General features: G+C 42.9%; 1 protein-coding gene. It reads left to right on the forward strand.

Annotation, left to right across the window (positions count from 1 at the left end):
* Positions 1-198: transposase (locus HMPREF3249_RS09155; RefSeq protein WP_142350227.1), on the forward strand; the 198-nt coding region annotated here is incomplete at its 5' end.
* Positions 199-273 lie beyond the last annotated feature (75 nt).

A 273-nucleotide genomic window follows, 5' to 3' on the forward strand; every position in this document is an offset into this window, starting at 1 on the left:
CTGAAGGACAGAGACAAGATTCTCAATGCCTTGGAACTGCCCTACTCCAACGCCAAGCTGGAAGCGACTAACAATCTCATCAAGGTCATTAAGCGAAATGCTTTTGGATTCAGGAACTTTGACAACTTCAAGAAACGCATTCTCATCGCTTTGAACATCAAAAGAGAGAGAACGAATCTCGTCCTCTCTCAATCTTAGCTTTTCATCAACCCACTACAGTTGACAAAGAGCCTGCTTTTTTTGATAGAATCGAGACATTATTGTCCCAGGCTC

It is taken from the genome of Streptococcus sp. HMSC36C04 (assembly GCF_001839535.1).
Classification (GTDB): Bacteria; Bacillota; Bacilli; order Lactobacillales; family Streptococcaceae; genus Streptococcus; species Streptococcus hominis.